The 23065-nt window shown below is 54.7% G+C and carries 19 protein-coding genes; 3 read left to right on the top strand and 16 right to left on the bottom strand.

Going from position 1 to position 23065, the window contains the following annotated elements; genetic code table 11:
• Nucleotides 1-46: 46 nt before the first annotated feature.
• Both JW799_RS21110 and JW799_RS21105 read right to left on the bottom strand, forming a co-directional pair.
• Nucleotides 47-916: a carbohydrate ABC transporter permease gene (locus JW799_RS21110; protein WP_080839210.1), complete on the bottom strand. Its 870-nt coding sequence runs from the start codon at nucleotides 914-916 to the stop codon at nucleotides 47-49.
• Between the two features lie 77 nt (nucleotides 917-993).
• A complete protein-coding gene (locus JW799_RS21105) occupies nucleotides 994-2316 on the bottom strand; it encodes an ABC transporter substrate-binding protein (protein WP_205431553.1) in 1323 nt (440 codons plus the stop codon).
• Nucleotides 2317-2873: 557 nt separating this feature from the next.
• Between JW799_RS21105 and JW799_RS21100 the strand changes: the two genes are divergently transcribed.
• Entirely contained in the window at nucleotides 2874-4097 is a 1224-nt protein-coding gene (locus tag JW799_RS21100) for a glycoside hydrolase family 31 protein (protein ID WP_240353363.1), read from the top strand.
• 80 nt (nucleotides 4098-4177) lie between these two features.
• On the opposite strand, the gene JW799_RS21095 is transcribed toward JW799_RS21100, so the two are convergent.
• The 4 genes from JW799_RS21095 to chrA all read right to left on the bottom strand — a co-directional run bounded on the left by JW799_RS21095 (nucleotide 4178) and on the right by chrA (nucleotide 8726).
• Complete coding sequence (locus JW799_RS21095) at nucleotides 4178-6115, bottom strand: DUF4832 domain-containing protein (protein ID WP_205431551.1); 1938 nt, start codon at nucleotides 6113-6115, stop codon at nucleotides 4178-4180.
• A gap of 226 nt (nucleotides 6116-6341) precedes the next feature.
• Nucleotides 6342-7379: a LacI family DNA-binding transcriptional regulator gene (locus JW799_RS21090; protein ID WP_139787287.1), complete on the bottom strand. Its 1038-nt coding sequence runs from the start codon at nucleotides 7377-7379 to the stop codon at nucleotides 6342-6344.
• Nucleotides 7380-7432: 53 nt separating this feature from the next.
• Nucleotides 7433-7498: a universal stress protein gene (locus JW799_RS29755; RefSeq protein WP_338026363.1), complete on the bottom strand. Its 66-nt coding sequence runs from the start codon at nucleotides 7496-7498 to the stop codon at nucleotides 7433-7435.
• Between the two features lie 4 nt (nucleotides 7499-7502).
• Nucleotides 7503-8726, bottom strand: coding sequence for a chromate efflux transporter (chrA, locus tag JW799_RS21085; RefSeq protein ID WP_338026306.1), 1224 nt, complete (start codon nucleotides 8724-8726; stop codon nucleotides 7503-7505).
• Nucleotides 8727-8844: 118 nt separating this feature from the next.
• On the opposite strand from chrA, the gene JW799_RS21080 reads away from it, so the two are divergent.
• Nucleotides 8845-9549: a MerR family transcriptional regulator gene (locus JW799_RS21080; protein ID WP_205431547.1), complete on the top strand. Its 705-nt coding sequence runs from the start codon at nucleotides 8845-8847 to the stop codon at nucleotides 9547-9549.
• Between the two features lie 151 nt (nucleotides 9550-9700).
• Here the strand turns inward: JW799_RS21080 and JW799_RS21075 are convergent, their stop codons facing one another.
• Both JW799_RS21075 and ltrA read right to left on the bottom strand, forming a co-directional pair.
• The gene (locus JW799_RS21075; RefSeq protein ID WP_176220862.1) at nucleotides 9701-10045 is read right to left on the bottom strand and encodes a DUF2512 family protein; all 345 of its coding nucleotides are present in this window, start codon (nucleotides 10043-10045) and stop codon (nucleotides 9701-9703) included.
• Between the two features lie 156 nt (nucleotides 10046-10201).
• Complete coding sequence (gene ltrA / locus JW799_RS21070; RefSeq protein WP_068693838.1) at nucleotides 10202-11620, bottom strand: group II intron reverse transcriptase/maturase; 1419 nt, start codon at nucleotides 11618-11620, stop codon at nucleotides 10202-10204.
• Nucleotides 11621-12470: 850 nt separating this feature from the next.
• Here ltrA and JW799_RS21065 point away from each other — a divergent pair.
• Nucleotides 12471-13592 (top strand): enolase C-terminal domain-like protein, encoded by a 1122-nt coding sequence (locus JW799_RS21065; RefSeq protein WP_205431545.1) that lies wholly within the window; start codon nucleotides 12471-12473, stop codon nucleotides 13590-13592.
• 139 nt (nucleotides 13593-13731) lie between these two features.
• On the opposite strand, the gene JW799_RS21060 is transcribed toward JW799_RS21065, so the two are convergent.
• From JW799_RS21060 to JW799_RS21025, 8 genes are all read right to left on the bottom strand, one after another.
• Entirely contained in the window at nucleotides 13732-14607 is an 876-nt protein-coding gene (locus JW799_RS21060; RefSeq protein ID WP_205431543.1) for an SDR family oxidoreductase, read from the bottom strand.
• A 111-nt stretch (nucleotides 14608-14718) separates the two neighbouring features.
• A complete protein-coding gene (locus JW799_RS21055) occupies nucleotides 14719-15582 on the bottom strand; it encodes a response regulator (RefSeq protein ID WP_080839197.1) in 864 nt (287 codons plus the stop codon).
• Between the two features lie 192 nt (nucleotides 15583-15774).
• Nucleotides 15775-17595: a cache domain-containing sensor histidine kinase gene (locus JW799_RS21050; RefSeq protein ID WP_205431541.1), complete on the bottom strand. Its 1821-nt coding sequence runs from the start codon at nucleotides 17593-17595 to the stop codon at nucleotides 15775-15777.
• A gap of 158 nt (nucleotides 17596-17753) precedes the next feature.
• On the bottom strand, nucleotides 17754-18539 hold the full coding sequence (locus JW799_RS21045) for a carbohydrate ABC transporter permease (protein ID WP_240353780.1): 786 nt from the start codon (nucleotides 18537-18539) through the stop codon (nucleotides 17754-17756).
• A gap of 127 nt (nucleotides 18540-18666) precedes the next feature.
• Nucleotides 18667-19536, bottom strand: coding sequence for a carbohydrate ABC transporter permease (locus tag JW799_RS21040; RefSeq protein WP_205431535.1), 870 nt, complete (start codon nucleotides 19534-19536; stop codon nucleotides 18667-18669).
• 100 nt (nucleotides 19537-19636) lie between these two features.
• The gene (locus JW799_RS21035) at nucleotides 19637-20968 is read right to left on the bottom strand and encodes an ABC transporter substrate-binding protein (protein WP_240353362.1); all 1332 of its coding nucleotides are present in this window, start codon (nucleotides 20966-20968) and stop codon (nucleotides 19637-19639) included.
• 189 nt (nucleotides 20969-21157) lie between these two features.
• Nucleotides 21158-21805 (bottom strand): copper resistance protein CopC, encoded by a 648-nt coding sequence (locus JW799_RS21030; protein WP_205431534.1) that lies wholly within the window; start codon nucleotides 21803-21805, stop codon nucleotides 21158-21160.
• A gap of 126 nt (nucleotides 21806-21931) precedes the next feature.
• A complete protein-coding gene (locus JW799_RS21025; protein WP_205431533.1) occupies nucleotides 21932-22945 on the bottom strand; it encodes a cation diffusion facilitator family transporter in 1014 nt (337 codons plus the stop codon).
• Nucleotides 22946-23065: the final 120 nt, after the last annotated feature.

Raw genomic sequence — 23065 nt, 5'->3', positions numbered from 1 at the left:
TTGATCTTCCTCGCCGATGAGATGCGCATTTCGGTCACCCCCTTCCTTATTCGTAAACGACCCATTTTTTCTGAAAAGCAAATTGAATCCCCGTCAGCAAAAGGTTAATCAACAGCAAGACATTAATAATCGCGGCGCCATAATTGGGATTAAAATAAACGAAGCTGTTTTGGTAATACGCATAGACAAGCGAGCGAACGGATGGAAGCGCTACGTTCGTCTTTCCGATAATCAGATAGATGGAGTCGAAAATTTGCGTCGCTCCGATCAAAAGGATGATGCTCGTGAAAAAAAGCGTCGGCGTCAGCATGGGAACGGTAATATAGCGAAATTTGTTGAATCTTCGGGCGCCATCGATTTCCGCCGCTTCATAAAGCGCTTTAGGTATCCCTTGCAAGCCCGCGAGAATCAGCAGCATATTCAAGCCGATCGCCCCCCATACGCCGACGATCACCAACACGAACATGGCATAACGGGGATCGGACAGCCAGGCTACGCGGGTTCCCAAAATATGATTGACAAGCCCGAAGTCCTGAGCGAACAAGACGACCCAAACCATCGCCGCCGCTGCGGGCATCGTGACTTGAGGCAAGAAAAAAACGACACGGTAAACGGACAAGGCTTTGATCTTCGTATTCAGCAGGACGGCGAAAAATGTAGAGAGCGCAAGCGTAAGCGGCACAAACAGTACAACATAGTACAAGGTGTTGCGGAGATTCTGCCAAAACTCTTCGTCATGAAACAACTTCGCATAGTTGTCTAATCCAACCCAATACGTTTCGAGCCCGAAATTCTCCGACCGCTGAAAGCCCAGCAAAATCGATTGGACAACCGGCCATCCCCAGAAAACCAGTGTGCCTATAAGGGTCGGCGCGATCATGAAATAGGCCCACGCATACCTGCTTCTGGAATTCATCTGACCACTCCCTATCAAGGGAGACGTTCCCGATCGTCAAGAACGTCCCCCGAATCCCTTTCATTTGAACAGTTGGCTTATTTCGTTTCGGCTATCGCTTGATTCATCATCTCCGCGACCTTTTTCGCGGCTTCCTCTACCGGGATGGCTCCGCCCCATGCTTGCGACATAATCTCGGGTTCTTTCGCAAACCATACCGGGTACGACTTGGAACCGCTCGGATACGGAATCGCATCGGCGACTTGATCGGTGAACACTTTGAGATTCAAATGCGGTTTCGAAGTCAGCCACGCTTCTTGAGTGCCGTTGAATGCCGGAATGGCCGCGCCCATTTCCGCCGTGATTTCCGCTGCTCTTTGGGAACCGAGGAACTTGAGGAACAGCCAGGCTTCTTCCTTGTTCTTTCCGGCCACGGACATGACGTTGCCCAAGCCGTTAATGATGTTGCCTCTTTTCACCTTGCCCATAGGCAATTTCGCCCAATCCCATTTTCCCTTGATAATTTCGCTGCCGTCTATATCGCTGATCCGCCAGGACCCGTCAAAGATCATCGCTAATTTTCCGGACTTGAACATCTCGGTTGCTTCCGTATCCGTCATTTGCTGGTGGGTCGGAGAAGCGCCGTCGAGAATCATTTGATACCGGGCTTGCAGAGCTTCGATCGAAGCCGGTTCGTCGTACCCCGACTTGCTCATATCGTCGGACAAAATACTCCCGCCATTCGCCAGCATATCGTTCCAATAACCGGTTTGCGTGTCCAGTTTCGCGCCAAAGCCGTAGATGCCTTTGTCCGGCTGGCTCAATTGCTTGGCAACCTCGGCAAGCTTCGCGTAATCCCACGTGTCGTCCGGATACGGAATATGGGCTTGATCGAACAGCTCTTTGTTGTACGCCAAACCGATTGTGTCGAAATCTTTGGGCACGCCGTAATTTTCGCCGTTCAGCGTGTAGATGGAAGCAAGGTCTGCCGCATAATTGCTCAGATCGATTTCCCCGGCCTGCACCTTGCTCGTGATCGGTTCGAGGAAATTGCCCGTCGCATATTTGACAAATTGACCTCCGTGCATCCAAAAAACATCGGGCAACGTCCCTGCCGGAGCCGCAGCGGACATTTTGGTCCAATAATCGCCCCACGGGATGACTTCGACTTTGATCTCGATATGCGGATTTTCGGCCGTGAACTCCTTCGCAATCGCTTCCATTGCCGGCTGCTGAATTTTATCCCAAATGGCATAGGTAAGCGTTACATTCTTTTGGGGCTCCTCCGCCGTTCCCCCTGCGCTGTTGTTTGGACCCTTGTCCGATGCGTTGTTCGAGCCGCCGCTGCATGCAGCGGCAACCAAAGCAAAAGCGATGAAGACAACCGCAAACACGAATGAAAACTTGTTTCGTTTTACCATTTGACATCCCCCTAGAAAATTGATTAAGGAAAATTTTTGCGTAAACTATGGAGCAAGAAGACGCTTTTCCTCTTTACAAGCTTATTTTAATCGAAGGTTAAAACCGTTTTAAATGCCTCATTTTTAAGATCGAATGCCTAATTGTTAAGATAAAAAAGATTTGCTTTTAAAGATAAATTCATCCATAATAACAGTAAATAATTGCGCAAATTATTTTCATCACATGACTTAGGAGTGTCTGCCATGACGATCACGACATTGGAAAGAAAGCCCGGAGAATTCTGGTGGGGAGGCGTTATAAACGAAGGGCATTTGATGCCTTTTGGCAGCCGTCCGCATTCGCGCGATTTGCGTTTGACGGATGACAATCAAGCGTCCCCTTTGCTGCTCTCCAATCGGGGAAGGTATATTTGGAGCGAAGAGCCGTTTGCCTTTTCATTTAACGAGAACACCCTTACGATCGATCACAAACAGGACATACGGATTGAAGACGGACATGAAACCCTTCAAGGCGCTTACCGGCATGCAAGCCATGCGCATTTCCCCCTTCCGGCATTATGCCTGACGAACTGGCCTTTGTAGCGCCGCAATATTGCACTTGGGTCGAAATGTTTTACGAACCGACGCAGGAGAAGCTCCTCGATTACGCAAGGTCCATCCTTCGGAACGGCTTTCCCCCGGGCGTGATCATCATCGACGATAATTGGATGCAGGACTATGGAACCTGGGACTTCGACAAGCATCGATTTCCCGACCCCGCCGGGATGATCGATGCTTTGCACGAATTAGGGTTTAAAATCATGCTCTGGGTATGCCCGTATGTGAGTCCCGACAGCATCAAATTCCGGCAATTGCGCGATCTTGGGCTCTTGATGAAGCATGCGGACGGCACTCCTGTCCTGAGAAGATGGTGGAACGGGTACAGTGCGGTCGTTGACTACACGAGCACGGAAGGATCCGCATGGTTCAAGCAGCAGTTAGACAGGCTGATCGAACGATACGGGGTCGACGGATTCAAGTTGGACGCGGGAGAACCCCTGTTGCCCGATCTGACGAATGACGTTGCGGAGGACGTCGCATGGTCGCGCCCTGTCCGCCCGATGGAGGATTGCGAATGCTATGCTCGTTTGGGAATCGGCTACGCGCTTAGCGAATTGCGCATGTGCTGGAAACTCGGAGGACAGCCGCTCATCCAGCGGCAACGCGATAAAACGCACACATGGGATGCGACCGGACTGGGGGGCTTAATCCCCAACGCAATCGCCCAGGGCCTGCTGGGATATGCCTTCAATTGTCCCGACATGGTTGGCGGAGGGATGGATGGCGACATTAATTCGCCCGATTTCCGTTTTGATTCCGAACTTTTTATCCGTTACGTTCAATGCTCGGCTTTATTTCCCGTGATGCAGTTTTCCATGGCGCCATGGCGAGTTTTGACCGGCGACGAATTGTCCTGGTGCATGGACGCCGTACGAATTCGAACGGAATTAGGCCCTCTGCTCTTCGAGCTTGCAAACCAAGCCGCGAAAGATGGACTTCCGATCCTGCGCAGTCTGGAATTCGTTTTTCCTCATCAAGGCTTCCATTCCGTTCAGGATCAATTCATGGTTGGCGAATCCATTCTGGTTGCCCCGGTCTTGCATAAGGGACAGACGACTCGAACGATCCAATTTCCGGAAGGCCGATGGCAGGGGGATGACGGAAGCGTAGTCGAGGGGCCCATCCGGGTCGAAGTCAAGGCTCCTCTTTCCCGGTTGCCATGGTTTAAAAAAATTCAATAACGGAAAACGGACGTTTATCCACCCTGGCAGAAGATGAAGACCGGCCCGCAGGCCGGTCTTGTTTGACGTTTCATACGCCATTATTCGAAACGAATCTCATCGATCCAGATCGAACTGTTCCCTCCATGCCAGAATGACATCGACAATTGTCCGGGGTTGCTGCGATTTACGCCGTTCGATGCCAAATCAATTTCAATATCTTTGTAGCCGGTCGTTATCGTATCTCCGCTGAAAGCCGCCAAGGTTTGCGTCACTCCGCCGATCGTGAGCTGGAAATGATTTTGCTCGCCGCCATTTGCGCCTTTGATGCGAATCACCATCTTCGAGTAGCTCGCGATGCTCTGGTTGATATCGGAGCCGAACCATCCGTTGTTGTTGTATTGAAGCTTCAACGCCCCCGATTCGATGACGCCTGCATCGTTTGCAAACCCGTTGGCGCCTGCCCATATGCCGAGATCGTTGGCTCCCGGCCAGCCCGGCGAGTTGTCGAAGTTGTCCAGCAGCAAGCCGTTCGTTCCGCCGCCTCCCGAAATGCCGCCGTCATATGGAGTTTGAGTCAGGCTATACGAAAGCGTATTGTCCGATTTCAGATTATCGAAAGGACCTATGTTCTGATCGGCGGGATCCATGCCGATTCCCACTTTTCCGAGCGGCGTTCGCCCGCCTGTGTAATAATTGGCGTTGGCAAATCTGGCGCTTGGCTTGTAGCCGTAAGGGTCAAGAATGGAAAGTGCCAAGGTGTAGGTTCCCGCCGGCATATTCGAAGGAATGGTAAACGCGCCGGAAACTTGATGAACGGCTGGCGCTTGATTATATTGACGTGTCGAACTGTTCCAATCGTCGCCCGGCATCCAATTCCGAATGTCCACGTTGTCGAAAAGTCCCTTCCAAGCTACCGTGCGATCGCTGCGCAGTAAACTGGCTTCTACAGGCCAGTCATAATAGAACGGAGCCGATCCTTTGTTTACAACTTGAAAGGATACGTTCATCGTTCCGCCTGGCTCCACGCTGCCGGAAAATGTCGCCTGGTTGATGACGAATCGATATCCGAATTCCTTCTGCATCAACGCAGCTCCCTGCGAGACGGCGGGATTTCCGGCATCGTACAGATCGATCCAACCAAGACTGGTTGTGTGCGTCTTTTTGATCCAATCGATAACGTAGTTCCGATGGATCGGATCGCTTAAGGTGTCATTCGGAGAATCGCCGGGCTGGATATGCTTCTGTCCCCAATCGTAGGCAACTTCGCCGCCGTTGATTTGCGTTCTCCAGACATCTCTTGCAACAATGCCTTCCCCTCCTGCCAGATCGTCGATCAAGGCGAAAGAATCCCACAAAAACCCGAAGTCATAATTCTGGAACGTTTCGGGATACCTTACCTGAACTTTCTTGTTTTGAAAAGCTTGCGATGCAGCGTCGCCTAATGCTGTCTGAAAGCTTAGCGGAATGCGATCGGTCCCGTCGGCAAGCGTATCCGGCCAAATATGATGCTCTCCCCAATTCCCCCACAATCCCAGCTCGATATAGGCGACTCGGGGATCGTTATCCCAAGCTTGACCAAGCTTCTGGATGAAGGCCACCAGACGGTTCTTCAAGACATCCGTCGTCCATTGCGTCGTCACGTCGCCGTGAGGGACGCCTTGCGGCCAATACTCTCCTCCGTTCGGGTATACGATGAAAACGCGAGGAATCACCTTTTTATTCTGGCTTTCGATTCCTGCCCAGGCCGCGTTGCTCCAATCCTTGATCTTCTGAACGGAGTCCGACGCCGCGTTTTCCAAATCCGTGTATTTGATATAGTGCTTGAACACAGTTCCGTATTCATGATTCGAAAATCCGGTGTCATTCATGAAGCGGGTAGGCCTGAATCCCTTGAAGGGATTTTTGAAAGCCTCTTGCGTTTCCGTTAAATGAACGGTGATCGAACCGACAGCGGCTGACGCCTTATCAAGAAACGGCACCCCTAGCGAACCTCCCGTCAGCAACCCAAACGACAATAACACCGCAATCGCTTTCAAAAATGGTGCAGACCTTTTCATAACGTCCCTCCCATAATGGTGATTGCTGCGCAAATTTATTGCGCAATTCAATTGCGCTCTCAGTATAGTCTACCTCCGCTCGCTTCGTCAATCCAAATTATGACGATTCCCGCAAGCGCAAGTTGAAAAACGCAAAATAGCCGTCCTCAGCTTGGCGGAACAGCTGAAGGACGGCTTGTCGGATCGATTCGCGGAGCACCTTGCCCTACGCTTTTGAGCATGATTCCCGCTCAATCAGCTCGGTCTTAAGGCTGATGTGTACTTCTGAAATGTTTTGGTTCGCAATCAATTCCGTCAGAACCTTTGCGATGATCGAGCTGATATCGTATCTGAACCTTCGGACTGTCGTTAACGGCGGAACCATGAACTCCGACAGCTTTAAATCGTCGAAACCGACCAAGGAGACATCCTTCGGAATCCGAACGTTCAGGTCGGCCAATCCCTTCATGGCCCCGAAAGCAATGATGTCGTTAAACGTAAAAATGGCCGTTATGGACGGCTGCTCGCTCATCAATTGCTTTACCGCCTCGTATCCATGGGCAGGATCGAATGCCCCCATGACGACATTGGTGTCGATCCATGGCATGTTCAAATCGCGAAATGCGTCTTTGCACCCGTCCAGCCGGTTTAAATTCACCAGATGATTCCGGGGCCCCGCGATGATTCCGATTTTCCGATGACCCAATCCATGCAGATATCGAATCACCTCATAAGCGCCCTTGCGGTTATCGTAGTCGATATAGTTGTGACCGGACTTATAGGTTCGTCCATTCGTAAGCACGTACGGAATTCCGCGTCTGTCAAATTCTTCGAATATTTTGTCATTGACGAATGGGTCGAAAACGATGGCTGCGTCCGCTTTCTCCTCGTTTAAGAGCTTATAAGCCGGAGACGACTGCAGGTCGGAGTGATGCTTCGCAATTTGAACTTGATGACCGTACGCTTCGAGTTCTTCCTTCAAATGAGTCAGGTCCGCAGAGGTAGACGGGTCATTATCGACGAAATCGTGATTGCCCGGAACGATGACGACGATCTTATAGGATATGCCCGCCAGCTTAGAGGGAGCGACACCCGGTTTTAAATGCTCATTCGCAATTTCCAATACTTTTCGGCGGGTCTCCTCGCTGAAATTGCCCTGATTGTTGATGATCCTGGACACCGTGCTGATCGAGACATTTGCCTTTTTTGCGATTTCTTTCAGTTTGATTTGCGCTCCCTCCAATCCATGCGCAATTTTTTGCACAACAATGAAATTATAGCGTTTATGAACGTTCCCAGTCAATTTGCATGGCCAAGCTACTTCACGATCCTTACCGGGCAGTGCGCCCGTTTCGCCACCTTATGGCTGACGCTGCCGAGCACGGGCTTACAAATAGCTTATCGCTATCCCGCCCGCCGCGCCCGCAAGCACGACCGTCCACGGCGGGAGCTTCCAGCAAGCGAGCATCACAAACAAGATGACCGCCAAAACGAAATCGGCCGGTTTCCATATGGCCGTCGTCCATAGCGGATCGTACAAGGCCCCCAGCAAAATGCCGACTACCGCCGCGTTGACCCCCGCAAGCGCGCCTTGCGCTCTCGGATGGTTGCGCAGCCCGTTCCAGAACGGCAGCGTGCCGACGACGAGCAGAAATGCCGGCAAAAAGATCGCGAGCGTCGCCACGATCGCCCCCGCCACGCCCGCGGTCGCGGCCCCGACGTAGCTCGCGAACGTAAAGAGCGGCCCCGGCACTGCCTGCGCGGCCCCGTACCCGGCCATGAAGTCCTCCTTGCCGATCCAGCCGAGCGGTACGACCTCCCGTTCCAGCAAAGGAAGCACGACATGGCCGCCGCCGAACACGAGCGAGCCGGACCGGTAGAAGACGTCCGTCATCGCGAGCCATCCCGACTCCCCTCCCGTCGCGTTCCTCCATAGCGGCAGCGCGACCAGCAAGCCGAAAAACAAGACAAGGCAAATCACGGATACGCCGCGGCTGATGACAATCGGAAAACCTTCCCCCGGCTCCTGCTTTTTGTCGCGATAGAGCCGCAAGCCCGCGCCGGCAGCCGCGATCATCGCAAGCAGTTGGCCGTAGACGGTCGGCCATAGCAGCGTGACGGCAACGGCAAACGCGACGATGGCCGCTCGTTCGCGATCCGGCGCGAGCTTCTGCGCCATGCCGAGAACGGCATGCGCGACGATGGCGACCGCGACGATTTTAAGGCCGTGAATCCATCCGGAACCGCCGACATCGAAGCCTTGCAGCAGCAGGGCGAATAACGTTAACGCCACGACGGAAGGCAGCGTAAAGCCTAACCATGCGGCGATCCCTCCCGGCAACCCCGCCCGGACGATGCCGATTCCGATGCCGACCTGGCTGCTGGCTGGACCGGGAAGGAATTGGCAAAGAGCGACCAGGTCGGCATAGCTCCGCTCGTCCATCCATTTGCGGCGGCGAACGTATTCATTGTGAAAATAACCGAGATGCGCGATCGGACCGCCGAAGGAGGTCAGGCCGAGCTTTGCCGAGACGCCCAATACTTCGAGAAGAGCGGCGATTTTTCCCCTCTTGGCGTTCCGGGTAACCGGCTGCCGTTTGTCAGTCGTCACAGGGTTAACTCTCCTTTGCCGTTTAGCATCTGTTTTTGTCAATAGAGGATTGCCTTGTAAACGTTCTTTTGCTATAGTGAAGGACCGAACCTTCATGTTTTCAGGGAGGCCGACCGAATTGCGAGTCTACAAACCGATCGAAATCGCGAAAGAGCTGGGCATCAGCACAAGCGCTTTGCGCCATTACGAATCATGGGGCGTCGTCCCGGCCCCCGCCCGCGCCGCCAACGGATACCGGATTTATACGGACGTGCACCTCGCCTATTTTCGCTGCTTGCGAACGATGTTTCCCGGATTCGGCGTCGCCGTCGCGTGCGAGGCGCTCCGCTGCATCCAAAGGGCCGATATCGACGCTGCCTTCTGGCTCGTCAACAAGGAGCAAGCGAAATTGCAGCAGGAAAAAGCAGCGGCTGACCAAACGCTCGAGCTTCTGCAAAACCTGGAGCTTTCCCCGATTTCCAAAAAAAAGCCGAAAAACAGCATGACGATCGGCGAAGCGGCCGCCTTCGCGGGCGTCACGACGTCAGCGATTCGCCACTGGGAAAAAGAAGGCCTGCTCGAGCCCGCGCGCGATCCGGACAACGGCTATCGGCTGTTCGCCCCGGCGCACATTCGCAAAATATTGCTCATCCGCACCCTGCGGAACACCGTCTACTTCTTGCAGCATATGAAAGAGATCGTCCAAGCCGTCGATCGCCAAGGGATCGAACAGGCGAAAAAATTGACGGGAGACGCGATTCGCAGCATCCACGACCGCAACCGTTTGCAGTTTGACGGCGTACGCCGGCTGGTCGAGCTATGCAAACTCCTTGAGCTTATGTAGCCGAAACGAGTCCTTTTTTGCCCGTCCTCCTCCTTAAGAATGTTCCTTATACAATTACAATACTATATTCCGCAAAAGGAAAAAATAAAAAAACGGCCCTCTCGCGAAAGCCGTTCGAAAGATCGTCCAGCATGGCGACCGAAATGCCGCCTCAGGTCGCCGACTTCATGAGCGGCGTTCCCCTCAGGACGAAACGATGGAACACCCATTCGGCAACCGCGATCAGAATCGAAATCAACGCGATCGCTCCGACCGTCAACCGCCAGTCGAACAAATAGCTGAGCAAACCCAAATATACGGCGGTCAGCACGCCGTCCATCAGCGAAGCCAACGTATTGTTCGTATTCCGCAAAATGAGCTGGTCGCCGACAAACCAGGAAATGACCGTAAGGCCGGTCGCCGCGACGAGCGCCGTCCATAACCCGACATTCGAGTAATAATACAACAGGAGCGTAACGATAATCCCGTTCAGCACCCATTTCATCAAAAATTTCATGGAATATAAACCTCCTTCCTGTTTTGGAGTATACCCTCGGACCGGGTATTTGCTATTACTTTTTCCCAATTCGGCAATCGGGTAGGAGGCTACCCATTAATTGGGCAGCCGACCTCCCACACCACCGTACGTACCGTTCGGTATACGGCGGTTCCATTAGGAATGCGCAGTAACTTGTCGATAATAATCAGAAAAGAAAAGGAATCCGAGGTTCTTCAGCCTATTGTTACCGAGGGACTTCGAGAGGATTGGGCTATTGGAGATTCTCCAATAGCCCTTTCTTGTGTTTGCGTATTCCCACGCCTTCTGTTCATGAATTCCGAGCGATATAAGCCTTTCGAGTTTCGTCCTCACTCGTTTCCATTGCTTCCAGAAGACCATTCGGATACGCCTTCTCATCCATTTATCAGTGGTTTGGAGTAGTTGTTTCATGTCAGCAAGCTTGAAATAATTTACCCATCCCATGATGTAACGCCTAAGCTTCAGCGCCCGGTCGGTGTTGCCCATTCCGTTGCTTCTCGACGTTAGCTCTTTCACTTTAGCTTTCATCTTGGATACGGATTTGGGATGGATTCTGACCCGCGTTTCCCCTTTGCTCTGGTAGAATGAGAAGCCAAGAAATTTAACTTTTGTCGCATCGTCCACAATCGTTTTCTCCCGGTTTACCTTGAGAAACAACTTCTTCTCGATGTAAGGGAGAATTTTCGTCAGGGTACGCTCCGCACTCCTCCTGCTCCGGCAGAATATGAGCATATCGTCTGCGTATCGCACGAATCGATGTCCTCTTGCTTCCAGTTCCTTGTCCAATTCATTCAGCATGATATTGCTGAGAATCGGACTTAGGTTCCCTCCCTGCGGTACGCCGATTTCCGTGTCCTCAAACTTATGCTTCACGACGACTCCCGCCCGGAGATACTTATGGATGAGCGAGATCACTCGTCCGTCTTTGATCGTTCTTGAAAGCACCTCGATGAGCTTGCTTTGGTTGACGGTGTCAAAGTATTTCTCCAAGTCCATATCCACCACGTAACGATATCCCTCTTGCACGTATTGTTGGCTTCGTTTCATCGCGTGGTGTGCGCTCCGTTTGGGTCGGAATCCGTAGCTGTTGTCTGAAAACTGCCTCTCATAAATTGGCGTAAGCACTTGGGCGATTGCCTGCTGGATGACTCGGTCAACCACTGTTGGAATGCCAAGGTTTCTCTTCTTTCCGTTCTCTTTGGGAATCTCTACCCTTCGAACGGGATTCGGGCGGTACTTGCCGCCCAAGATCAGTTGCTTGATGGTCTCGCCGTTGTCTCTGAGATATTGTAGAAGTTCATCTACTCCCATCCCGTCGATTCCGTGCGATCCCTTGTTCGCTTTGACTCTCTTGAATGCTTCGTTCAAGTTGTCCCTGCTAACGATTTTCTCAAGCAACCGGTCCTTCGACTCGGTTGCGTTGGTGTCGTCGGTTTCGGTTATCCTCGCAGGACTGTGCACTCCCGCATATCCTTCGTGTTCCGCACTATTCTTTTGCAAAGAGTCTTCCGTTAGAAGTTGGCTGCCCTTGGCTCCTGTTTCGGTAACTTTCATTGACTTCACCTCCTAAGGTTCAGCCCTTCCCTCGAACCGTCGACTGTTCGCGGTACTATGGCGTCTGCTGACTTCTCATGATAAATCTTGTTTCAACCGTGATTCGAAGTGCATCTCCTCACGTCCATGAGACCTCCCACGGTAAGACGATTCACTTTCCTTCCATATACCCACATCATTTACATTGGTACGTCCGTGTAGTTAATTGGACTTCGTCTTGTTTAGCAGACTCATCCCGTATCCTATGCCTGATGATGTTCGTGTTCCTTGGGCCGGAAGTTTGCCTCCAGCTTCCTTTGGATTCCACCTCGCGGTGGACACCCTTGCTCTTGGCTAGTGGTTGGTAACTACAAACCCCCACAGTGGACTTTCACCACCTAGTTAATCGCCATGCGTGGCACACTAAAAAAACCGAGCTTTGCGGCTCGGCGGCATCCTTATTCGATTTTTTACATGCATTCCCCGGAAATCTCGACGTCATCGTTCCGAATAACGACGTCCGAATAGCCGGACAAGCTTTCGGTATACCCGCAGACGGTTCGGGTTTCGTCGTAACGGAGAAGCTTCGAAACGGCTTCAAAACGTCCGCGATCGTCATGCCGACAACGACGACGGCGAAAATCGCGGCCAGCCCGATCCCTGCGGCCAGCGCGGCGGTTCTTTTACGGACGGTCATGAAATCTCCCTCTCCCGGAAAATCGGAAAAAACCCAGTATTCTATAGACGCCGAAACAGCGAAATAGTTGCCGAATTCGCCGAAAATCCCTCGGAAAGCCGAAAACCCGCAGCTTGTTCATAAAAAGAAAACGGCCCGGCATACTAGCATCATCCGTATTCGGGAGGGTTTTCGGTGCGCATCCACAAGGTCGATTGTTTTCCTTTGTTTTACCGGCTTCCGAAGCCGTACGGCGACGCGAACGGGATCAAAGCCTACAGGTCCAGCTTTCTCGTCCGGTTGACGAGCGATAGCGGCGTCGAAGGCTGGGGGGAATGCTCCGATTGGCTGCCCGCGCTGCAGGCCGGGTTCCGGGAGCGGATTATCCCGTATCTGACCGGGAAACCGGTCGCCGACCGGGCCGAATGGATCCGGACGATCGCGAAATGGCACGCCCGCGCGGCGGCGGCGGTTAGCATGGCCGCGACGGAAATGGTCGCCAAGTCGTGCGGAATTTCCGTTTGCGAGCTGTGGGGCGGCAAGCTCCGGGACAAAGTGCCGGTGTACGCATCGTTTCAATCGTATTCGGAGGACGAAGATTGGGAAGCCGTTTCCCTGCGCGCGGTGGAAGCCGCGATAAACGAAGGGTTTCCGAGATTGAAACTTAAGATCGGGGGGAAAACCGTCGCCGCCGACCAGCGGCATATTCGCAAGGTTCAGGCCCTGCTGCAGGAAAAATCGGAGCTGGCGCTGGACGCCAACGGAAGCTATGACGTTTCCGCGACGCTGCAATGGCAATTCTTGCTCGAAACATGGCCGAATATGCTCTGGCTCGAAGAACCGATTCCGGCCAAGCACCCCGCGGATTACCGGATGTTGCGGCAGCGGCTTCGGATCCCGATCGCCGGCGGCGAAAATGTCAAAGCGCCTGCCGATTACATTCCTTTGTTAACCGGGCAGGCGCTTGATATCGTAACGCCCGATCCCCTCCACCTTTCGGGAATCGATCGCTTTCGGGAAGCCGGCTTGCTGGCGCGAAGCTTCGGGCTCCGCGTTTCCCCGCATGCGTACGACGGCGTGTTGTCCCGGCTTTACGCCCTTTTCGCCCAGGCATGCCTTGCTCAGTGGAGCAAAATGGGATCGGACAGCATCGAGCCCGTCGAATGGGACGTCATGGACAACCCTTTTTCCCGATTGCTGGATCTAAAACCGAACCGGGGGGAAATCGCCTTGCCGTCCGGCGCGGGAATCGGCGCCGAGCTCGATCTGGAGCTGATTCGACATTATCAGTGGGATGGAAGCGGCTACGGCTTTTGAGAAAGAAGGCTTGCGATCGCCCGTTCCACCTCCTCCGGACCGTTGGCATGATTGTACAGGCCCAGAAAGGCGCTGGTAGCTTCCGGGCGGCCGGCGATCAGGCGATTGACCGCTTGCTGCTCGGGCGTCGGAGGTCCTTTTATGCGTTCAACGCCTCGGTCACGGCTTGCCTGATCGTCGTGTATCCGTCCCCGATCAATTGCTTCAGGTCCCGGGACGCATGACCGAACTGCCCGTCCTCGATCGCCTTGTACACGACGTGCACCATGAATCCGGCCATTCCCTCCGGCACGCCGGCGCCCGTCATCGACCTGACGGCTTCCTCCGGAGAGACGGCGCGGTGCTTAACCGGTTTGCCGGCGACGTCGGAAACGACGGCCGCAAACTCGTCGTACGTAAAAGGCTCAGGAGCCGTCAGCTCCAGCACCCGGTTTTCGAATCCGTCCCCGGCAAGCACGGTCGCCGCGGCCAGCGCCAGATCGTTCCGGGTCGCGTAGTTCATCTTGCCGTTCGGCGCCGAGGTCACGATTTCCCCGCTCGCGGCGATCCCCTTCAACCCTTCGTTGACGAGGATTTCCAAATAAAAGCCGTTGCGCAAAAACGTAAACGGGATGCCCGTCGTCCGAATCATGTATTCGGTCGCGAGGTGCACGTTTTCGAGTCCGAGCTTCATCTTTTCGGCAAACGCGATGCCGGAATAGGCGATATGGCCCACTTTGGCGTTGCGGGCCGCTTCCACGACGCTCGCGTGCTGGCGGATGCGCAGCGTATTGTCCATGGAAGGCCCCGAAACGAACAGCAGCTTTTCGATGCCGGCAAACGCTTCGGCCAGCGTCTCGGGCCGATCGTAATCCCCGGTTCGGATTTCGATCCCCAGTTCGCGAAGAGCTCCCGCGTTTTCCGGGCTCCGCACGATTCCGACGATATTGCCGGCCGCAACTCCCTTGCTTAACAGATGGCGTATCGTCAAACCGCCCAATTGACCGGTCGCGCCGGTAATCGCCATTTTGCCCATATGCGATCCCTTCCTTATCATTATTTACATACTTACTTTTTGTAATTAATGATAAGGGCGGGCGAACTAAAAGTCAAGCTGCGTCCTCTCTTCCGCCCGGATAGTGGGTTATTACGCTTTTCGCGCCTCGGCCGGGAACTGTCCGCGATAGGCGTTCGGCGTCATGCCCGTAAATCGCTTGAACATTTTGATGAAGTAGTTGTCGTTTTCGTACCCGACCTGAAGCCCGATTTCGGATACGGGCAGGCGCGATTGCTCCAAACGCCGTTTCGCTTCCGCGATCCGCAGCTGATGGAGGTAATAAATAATGTTCGTGCCGGTCTTTTTCTTGAACAGGGTGCTGATGTACTTTTCGTCCATCGAAACATGGTTGGCCAGCGTTTTCAAAGAGATGAACGACCGGTAATTTTCCTTCATGTACAAAAGCAGCTTGTCGACCTCCTGATGACCGGTATCCGCCCGCAGCAGCGCAACGCTTTCGGACTGTCCCGGCGCCGCCGGCTCCCGTCCGTCTTCCGCCGCTTGCCCTGCGCTCGCTTCCTGTCCTTCGGTACCGACCGCAACGCCGATCGCTTCGCGCCGTCCGTCCGCGAGCCGTTTTCTCAATTCCGCGTCCACCTTGACGAGCGCGTCCACGAGCGATTGCACGTTCATGGAAAGCTTCAATATATAATTGGACGCCCCGTACTCCATCGCTTGGCGCACGTATTCGAAATCGCCGAGGCAGGACAACATGATAAAACGGCTGTCGATGTCGGCCTCCCGCGCGCGCTTCAGCACGTCCACGCCGTTCATTTTCGGCATTAAAATATCGCAGATGACCAGATCGGGCCTCCTCTGCTCGAGAAAAGCGAACGCCTCTTCGCCGTTTCCCGCTTCGCCGACGACGTCGAAGCCAAGGCTCTGCCAGTCGACGATTCTTCTCACCGATTCACGAACGAATATTTCATCCTCCACGAGCAGCACGCTCCACATGCTTCCCCCTCCCTCCGTTCATATGCCCCTCGATCGAATTATAGCATGAGGGCCTCCATTTCGGCCGTAATCCCATTCGGCGCGGAGCTATCGTACCATGTCAGCTTCGGCGGGGACAGTAACAATTTCTTGTTTCGGATAGAACGATTTCCGGAATTTTTCGCAAGGCGCGGTTTGAATAGAACATTTTCCTCATTTAAGGGTTCCCTCCGCGATAAACTCCGCCTTTCCGTCAGACTCGCTCCGGTACGGCTTAGACAAGAGCAGAGGCATATAAAACCGGACCCGCGTGCCTTGCTCAAGCGGCATGATTTCCAGTCCCGAGCTTCCTTTGAACAGCAGCTCCAGCCTTTCCCGCAAATTGGCGATGCCGATGCCGGGTCTTTTGCGCTCGGGTTTCTCGTCCTTGATCCCGCTTCCGGCCGAAATCCCCGCCCCGTTATCTTCCACTTCCAAGACGAGCTTGCCGTCCCGGGACAGCGTCCGGATCGTAATGAGGCCCTTTCGGTCGATTTCCATCAATCCGTGCTGAATGCTGTTCTCGACGAGCGGCTGCAGGCTCAGCTTCGGAATCAAGGCGAATTCCAGGCCCGGCTCCGTTTCGTAACGGACATCGAATTGCTGCTTGTAGCGGAAGTTCTGAATGTAAAGATAGGACTCGATCAACTGCAGCTCCTCCCGGACGTGGATCAGCTCCAGCTCCGAATTCAGCCCCGCCTCCAGCAGCTTGCCCAGGCTCACGCATATTTCCGCGATGTTCGGCTGATGTTCCACGAGGGCCAGCCACTTGATCGTATTCAGCGTATTCAGCAAAAAATGCGGATTCGTCTGCGACAGCAGCACCTGAAACCGGACGGCCTCTTTGTTGCGTTCCTCCGCTTTCAGCTGCCGGACCAGTTCCTCCGTATCCTCCATCATCCGGTTGAACGCGCGCGTCAGTTCCAGCACCTCCCCGCGGCGGTTCGTCTCGGGCAGCTTCACGCGGAAACGCCGGTCGACGGCGCCTGCCATTCTCCGCTGGAGGTGCTGAAGCGGTTTCGTGATCGCCGACGAAATCAATAGCGTAATCGTGATAAAAGCGAGCGTCAGCGATAGCGACACGGTAAAAAAAGACTGCTTCAGCCGGTCGACTTCCGCGTACGTAATTTCGAGCGGAACCTGCTTGATCAGCACTTTGTCCAGCCGGGGAAGCTTCGCGTAGACGTTCAGATTGCCGCCGGACACGTAGTATCCCTGTTCGTCCGGCGCGGAAAACCCGGCCAGCCGCTCGCCGCTTTCCGTACGTCCCAGCTTGCTGTCGGCCAGGATCGTTCCGTCCGCATCCAGCAGCAAATACGTCTCCTGCAGAAATTGCGTGGACAGGCGAAACCATTCGTACATGTCGACGCTGACGCGCAGTACTGCATAGGGCGCGTTGCCGCGATTTTTGAGCGTTGCCGCGTAAGACAGAAGCTGCGGACTGCGCGACATGTCCCTGCTCGTATAGTTCGGTTCCCAATTCCAGACGTAGGCGTTCGGCTGATTCAGCGCCTCCGCAAACCAGGCTTCCCTGGACGTTCGTTCGTAGGACAATCGCTGAAGCGGCGGGTACGACGCATACACGTTGCCTTTGAAATCCGCGATTGTGTAATAGACCGGCGAAAGACTGATGAACAGGCTGTTCGTGATCGATTTGAATTTGGTATCGATCAGGTAAACCCGCTCCAGGCTGTCGTAACGTTCGGGGTATTGCAGCACGGAAGCCGCCGAATCGTCCTGCTCGACGAGGATGACGGTTTTGTAGACGACGTTCAAAAAATCCTCCAGCGACTGGTTCAACGTCAGCATCGAATCCAGGCTTTGATCGGCCGTCTGCTTGCGCAGCACCTCCTCCACCCGGTTGAAATTGGACAGGTTCAACAGCGTATGCGGGAACAAGATGAAGACGACAAACGCCAGAAACAGGCGGTTTCGGAGCGTCTTGGGCAGCCAGGCCGACGGCTTCAGGCTGCCGAGCAGATTACGAACGGGCATCGGGAAAACACTCCTCTGGCAGAGCTCGGGCAGAGCCGGCCTTGGCCGGTTTTTTCCAGCATAATACGGAGTCGGCTCGCTCGTCTATCGAAAAACCGGCCCTCCCGCGAACGAATGTCCGCGAATGGGCCGGCCGGATCCGAACGACGGCCGAAGCTTCAGCCCTTGACGGCCGTGCCCGACAAGCCTTGAATGATGAACTTCTGCGCGATGAAAAACACGACCAGCATCGGCAGGATGCCGGCGGACGCGGCCGCCATCATTCCGTTGTAATCGACGTTGTATTCGAGAATGAAATTTTGCAGCCCTAGCGGCACCGTATACAGCTCCCGGCTGATCAGAAAGACGAGGGCGTTCTCGAAATCGTTCCAATGCCAGGAAAAATCGATGACGGCCAGCGTGGCCAAAGCGGGCTTGGCAAGCGGTAGCATCATCTGCAAAAAGATCCGCGCGTGGCCGGCTCCGTCGATATAGGCGGATTCGGAAATTTCGTTCGGAATGGAAAGGAAAAACTGCCTCATCATGAAGACGCCGAAAATCGTGATCATGCCGGGCAAAATCAGCGCCCAATGCGTGTTGAAAATGCCCAGCCATTTAAAGATGATGAATTTCGGGACAAAAAGCACCTGAGGGGGAATCATCATCATCGCGATATAGAAAACGAACAGCGTGTCCCTTCCCTTGAACGTCACCTTCGTAAAGCCGTAAGCCGCAAGCGCGGACAGCACGGTCGCGCCGATCGTGCTGATCAGCGAAACCTTGAGCGAGTTCAAATAATAGGGCACGAAGCTGGCCGAGCCGGTCCATATTTTCTGATGGTGCTCCCATACGGGATTTGCCGGAATCCAGGAAATCGGGAAATCGAACACTTCCGAAGGCGATTTGAACGAGGTGGAAATCATCCACGCGAACGGCAGCACCGTCAGGATGGCGAAGAAGAGCATGATCAGCGTGATCGCGCCTTTTTTCGCTTTTCGCCATGCCTGCTTTTTCGCCTCCGAGGCGACATGGCCGCGGCCGGAAGAAGCGGCGAATTCGGCTTTCGTCTGCATCGTGTGACCTCCTCTCTCTTTAGTAATGCACCCATTTTTTTTGACCGAACCACTGGATCGCCGTGATGAAAAGGATGACCGCGAACAACGCCCAGGAAATGGCGGCCGCATAGCCGATCTCGTAATAGCGGAACGCCGTCTTGTACACGTACAGCGACAGAATGAGCGAGCTGCTGCCCGGACCTCCCTGCGTCAGCGCTTCGAAAATGCCGAACGTTTTGATGGACATGATCAGTCCGGTCACGAGCAGCATGAACGTGGTGGGACTGACGAGCGGAAGCATGATGCGGAACACGACCTGGCGTTTTCGGGCTCCGTCCATTTTCGCCGCCTCCAGCAGCTCCGGCGAGATTTCCTGAAGCGCCGCCAAATAGATGATCATATTGTAGCCGAGCATGAACCAGATCCAGATGATGTCGATGGCCGCCATGACCGAATCCGGCGACGTCAGCCAGCCCGGAGGATTTTCGATTCCGATGCTTCTCAGCAGCCCGTTGATCGGCCCCAGCTTCGGCTGGAACAGCAGCATCCAGACGAAGGCGACGGCAACCCCGTTCGTAATGTAGGGCAAAAAATACAGCGCCCGCAGCAGCGATTTCAAATAGACCGAACGGTTGAGCACGACCGCCACGAGGAATGCCAGCGCGATGGAAACGGGCACGCTCGCCAGAAACAGCGCCGTATTGGCGAGCGACGTATAAAACTGCTCGTCATGGAGCAGCCGCTTGATGTTGTCGAACCCGACAAAATGAAACACGGGGCTTGCGAACTGCCAGTCCGTGAACATCAGCACGGCCGATACGGCGGCCGGGATGACGAAGAACAGGAGCACGCCGAGCAGATTCGGCGCAATGAACGCGTAACCGACCCAAAACTGTTTTTTGCGCATGGTTTTTCGCTCCAATCCCGAAGCGAAGGGCAGAGGATCCCCGGCCGGTCCGCCAGCGACGGCATGTTCCGGACCTTGACGAGCCCCTGCCCCTCCCTTCTTATGATCCGTTTTGCTTCAAAAATTCGTTATGGCGTCTGGCGATGTCCGCGAGCGTCGTTTGGACGTCCTTCTTGCCCGTAAAGAAATTCTCGTATTCTTCCTGCCGCAAATCCATGACCTGCTGCGGGAGGGAGCGCGAATATTTGACGTCGTCGTTAAACAGCACGCGCTTCAGCGACTCCTGGTCGTACGTATCGGCGTTTTCGCCCAGCAGCAGCTTCATCGTATCGTCGGCATCGACCGCCTTGGAAGCCGGAAGCCGTCCGCCGGGAACCATCGGGAGCATGCCGCCGTCCGCATACCACTTCAAAAACGTCCATGCGGCGTCCTTATGCTTGGAATTCGCGTTGATTGAAATCGCGTCCCCGGTGCCGCCTCGCGTCACGTAATCGGCCGGGTCCTCCGCAAGCCGCGGAACGGGCGCGAAAGCGATTTTGAACGTTCGCGGATTGTCCTTCATATTGTTCGAGCTGCGGAAAATCCACGTTCCGGCGTTCAGCATGGCGGCTTCGCCGCTTAGAAACACCGTGTCCACCGGCATTTTGGACGTCACCTGCTCCGCGTAAGGCACGGTCGTCCAGCCGTCGTCCATCATCGACTTCAGCGTTTCCATCCATTCGCCGTAAAGCGGGTGATCCATATGGGACGTTCCGTCGGCCTTCGTATAGCCGAACTTCATCGACACCGAGTCGAGTGGATCCGGGAACGGCTCCGTATGCTGAACCAGCCCATAGCGCTTGTCGCCTTTCAACTTTTCCGCATACGCTTTCATCTCCTGCCACGTCCATTCCTCCGGCAGCGGCAGGCCCGCTTCGTCCAGCAATTCCTTGTTGAACCAGACGAAGAAATTGCTTTTTACGGTCGGCATTCCGTAATACTTGTCGTCGATTTTCCATTCGTCGGCTCCGGGAATGTTCTCGTCGATGTCGTAATCGGAATAAGCGCTCAAATCCAGAGCGAACCCGGCGTCGACCCGGCGCTGAAGCAACGTCTTGGAGTAGCTGACGAACAAATCCGCGTCCTGTCCCGTGGCGAGCGCCGTATCGAGCTTCAGATTGCCGGCGTCGTCGTTGACGAACCGCTCGTACTTGACCTGGACGTTCGGATTTTCGGCGTTCCAGGCGTCGACGACCGCTTGCGGACCGGACTCCGCCGGCACGCCTCCCCACATCGTCAGCGTAATTTTCTCGTCCGGATTAGCCGAAGACGCCGCCGGCGTGCCGGATGCATTCGCCGAGCCATTCGTCGTCCCCATGCCCGTCGAGCAGCCCGCGAGCGCCGTTCCCATCATGACCGCCGCGAGCAGCGCCGCCATCTTTTTCTTGAGCAACGATATCCCCTCCGTCAAATGCGTATGTTTCATTCGCATCTCTACTGTACCACCCGTCCGGCGGACCGGTAACGAAGGATTTCTTCTATTGAGTAGAACGATGTCGCGAGCTTGCGCGGGTCGATCGCACGATTTCCATTTTCGCGCCCTCGCCGATTCCCCAATACGGAAAAAAAAAGAAGAAAGGGCTCACCCTTTCTTCCTCTTGTTGGCGAAGCTGAAGCCGATGGCGGCAACGAGCAGCAGAGCGGCGGCGCCGACAATCCAGACGGACAAATCCGATACGTTGTCCCCGCTTGATGCGGCGTTCTCTCCGCCCGCCTCCGGGCTCGGAGAAAGCTGCGCCTCCGATGACGGCGACGCCTCGGATGCGGCCGGCGATTCCGCGGCGTCGCCTTGCTCGGGAGCGGGCGCAGTCGGGACCGCCGATTCAACAGCAGTGTCCTCCGTTGCAACCGGCGATTCCGGAGGAGCCGCGATGCGCACTTCAAACGAAGATTCCCCTTTGATCGCGTGCCCGTCCGCCCCGATGATGTGCCATTGCACCGAATACGTTCCGTTTCGCGCGAGCGGCTGCTCGAATACGCCCGTTATCGTCTCGCCGTTCGCCCCGGTTTCCTTGAACGGCTGTTCCGCGCCCGACGCATCCGACACTTTCAAACTGACGAGCTCGACCGTCGTATTGAACGCAACCGAAACTTCCGGCAGCGGGGCCTCGACGACCTCGGCATCTCCCGGGACGACCGTTTCCGCGGTCGAGTGGGCAAAAACGAAGGCCGGAAACGCGAATAACCCGATAAGCAGCAACCACGAAACCGCCTTAAAGCGACTTTTCACGAAATTCCCTCCTTGTTCGAAACCATAGAATAACACACCCGCATCGTTTGCGAATGACCCTTTCGGGCTATAGCCGCAAAAAAAGAACCGCCGCAGCGGTTCTTTCGCCAGTTCGGAGATACGCTTTTAAATCACGGGCTTTTGCGCGGACGGGTCCGTCTTTCTCGGCGCCCAGCTCTGAATGCCGTTGTCCTCAATTATGCCGATGCCGACGTCGACGATGTCCGATTCGAGCAGCAGGCTGTCCCGCACTTTGAATTTGATATCGTCGGCATCCGCCAGCGTCATGCCCTTTTTCAGCTCGAGCATCGCTTCCACATGATAATAGCGGCCTTCCTGAAGAATGCGCATCGACGCGATATCCGTCACTTCGGGATGGGAAAAAATGATTTTCGACACTTTGTCCTCGACCTCGGGCGGCGCGGCGACGCCGATCAGGCCGACCATGTTGTCGTAGCCCACTTTAAAGGCGACGAGAAACATCAAGCAGCCGATCAAAATGGAAGAAATGCCGTCAAGCAGCGCGAAGTTCGTAAGCGAGGTGACGACGACCGCGATCAGCGCCAGCAGCGCCCCCGACGTCGCGACAAGATCTTCGTAAAACACGAGACGCGTCGGCGGCGCCGCGCGCCCGACGTTGCGAAACGCGGTCGGAACGATCGCCATCCCTTTCGCATGGCTCTGGGATTCGTGGACGATCTCCTTCATCGCCTTGAACAAAATAAAGCCGTCGATCAGAATCGCGATGAGCAAAACGATAAAATTCAGCCAAAAACCGTGAGATTCGGTCGGCGGATGGGCCAGCAAATGCAAGCCTTCGTGAATCGTCTCGTAAGCCATGATCGTCACGACGACGACGGCGACCATGCAGAACAAATTGATGACGCGGCCGAAGCCGGTCGGAAAGCGCTTGGTCGGCTTTTTCTCCGCGAGCACGCTGCCGGCGAAAACGAACGCCTGGTTGATCGCGTCGGCGATCGAATGCATCATCGAAGCGAACATCGCTCCGCTTCCGGTCATCGCGGCCGCGATCCCTTTTACAATGGACAATCCGGCATTTCCGAGCGCGGCCGCTCCGGATGACGTATTCCCCTTTTTGACCAGTTGCCAAAAGCCTTCCTTTTTCCCGTCCGAGTTCATGGCGAAGCTTCCTCCCGATGGTAAGTTGCGATTAGTATTTGCTGTTGAACTCCAATTCATCAGAAATGATTTTCTTTACATTCCAGCTTTTTCTTTTCGCCAAAAGTCGACCGATTTCCT

This window comes from Cohnella algarum (genome assembly GCF_016937515.1).
Classification (GTDB): domain Bacteria; phylum Bacillota; class Bacilli; order Paenibacillales; family Paenibacillaceae; genus Cohnella; species Cohnella algarum.
This window is presented reverse-complemented; position numbering and strand designations above follow the sequence as displayed.

Bases quoted from the DNA above. Each gene is read 5' to 3' on its own strand.
- JW799_RS21100 (WP_240353363.1), top strand. From the start codon at position 2,874: ATGCCTGACGAACTGGCCTTTGTAGCGCCGCAATATTGCACTTGGGTC.
- JW799_RS21025 (WP_205431533.1), bottom strand. From the start codon at position 22,945: ATGAACTCGGACGGGAAAAAGGAAGGCTTTTGGCAACTGGTCAAAAAG.
- JW799_RS21055 (WP_080839197.1), bottom strand. From the start codon at position 15,582: ATGTGGAGCGTGCTGCTCGTGGAGGATGAAATATTCGTTCGTGAATCG.
- JW799_RS21075 (WP_176220862.1), bottom strand. From the start codon at position 10,045: ATGAAATTTTTGATGAAATGGGTGCTGAACGGGATTATCGTTACGCTC.
- JW799_RS21045 (WP_240353780.1), bottom strand. From the start codon at position 18,539: ATGCTCTTCTTCGCCATCCTGACGGTGCTGCCGTTCGCGTGGATGATT.
- JW799_RS21110 (WP_080839210.1), bottom strand. From the start codon at position 916: ATGAATTCCAGAAGCAGGTATGCGTGGGCCTATTTCATGATCGCGCCG.
- JW799_RS21040 (WP_205431535.1), bottom strand. From the start codon at position 19,536: ATGCGCAAAAAACAGTTTTGGGTCGGTTACGCGTTCATTGCGCCGAAT.
- JW799_RS21050 (WP_205431541.1), bottom strand. From the start codon at position 17,595: ATGCCCGTTCGTAATCTGCTCGGCAGCCTGAAGCCGTCGGCCTGGCTG.
- JW799_RS21060 (WP_205431543.1), bottom strand. From the start codon at position 14,607: ATGGGCAAAATGGCGATTACCGGCGCGACCGGTCAATTGGGCGGTTTG.
- JW799_RS21105 (WP_205431553.1), bottom strand. From the start codon at position 2,316: ATGGTAAAACGAAACAAGTTTTCATTCGTGTTTGCGGTTGTCTTCATC.
- ltrA (WP_068693838.1), bottom strand. From the start codon at position 11,620: ATGAAAGTTACCGAAACAGGAGCCAAGGGCAGCCAACTTCTAACGGAA.